Origin of the sequence: Streptomyces sp. NP160, assembly GCF_006335115.1 — a bacterium.
In the GTDB taxonomy this organism is placed as follows: Bacteria; Actinomycetota; Actinomycetes; order Actinomycetales; family Quadrisphaeraceae; genus Quadrisphaera.
In genome coordinates, this window is sequence record NZ_VDMJ01000026.1 from 1 (window position 1) to 241 (window position 241).

General features: G+C 82.2%; 1 protein-coding gene. It reads right to left on the bottom strand.

The features are described from left to right. Positions 1–241 (bottom strand): hypothetical protein (locus tag FHN55_RS22790; protein ID WP_180357846.1); only part of this gene is annotated, 241 nt, incomplete at both ends.

A 241-nucleotide genomic window follows, 5' to 3' on the forward strand; every position in this document is an offset into this window, starting at 1 on the left:
GGCCAGGGGCTCGTCGGTGGGCGTGGGCGCCAGCAGCACGCCGGGCACGCGCTGGGCGCCGTCGCGGGGCAGCGCCCACGCCACCGACCAGCCGCCCCGCGCGGCGCGCTCGCGCTCCTCCACGCCCAGGCCGTTCAGCTCCCCCGGCTCGAAGGCCCCGCGGCGGCGCAGCAGGTGCCAGCGCCGCTCGACGTCGCGCAGCGCACGGGGCGGGGCGCCGGGCAGCTGCACCACCACCTCG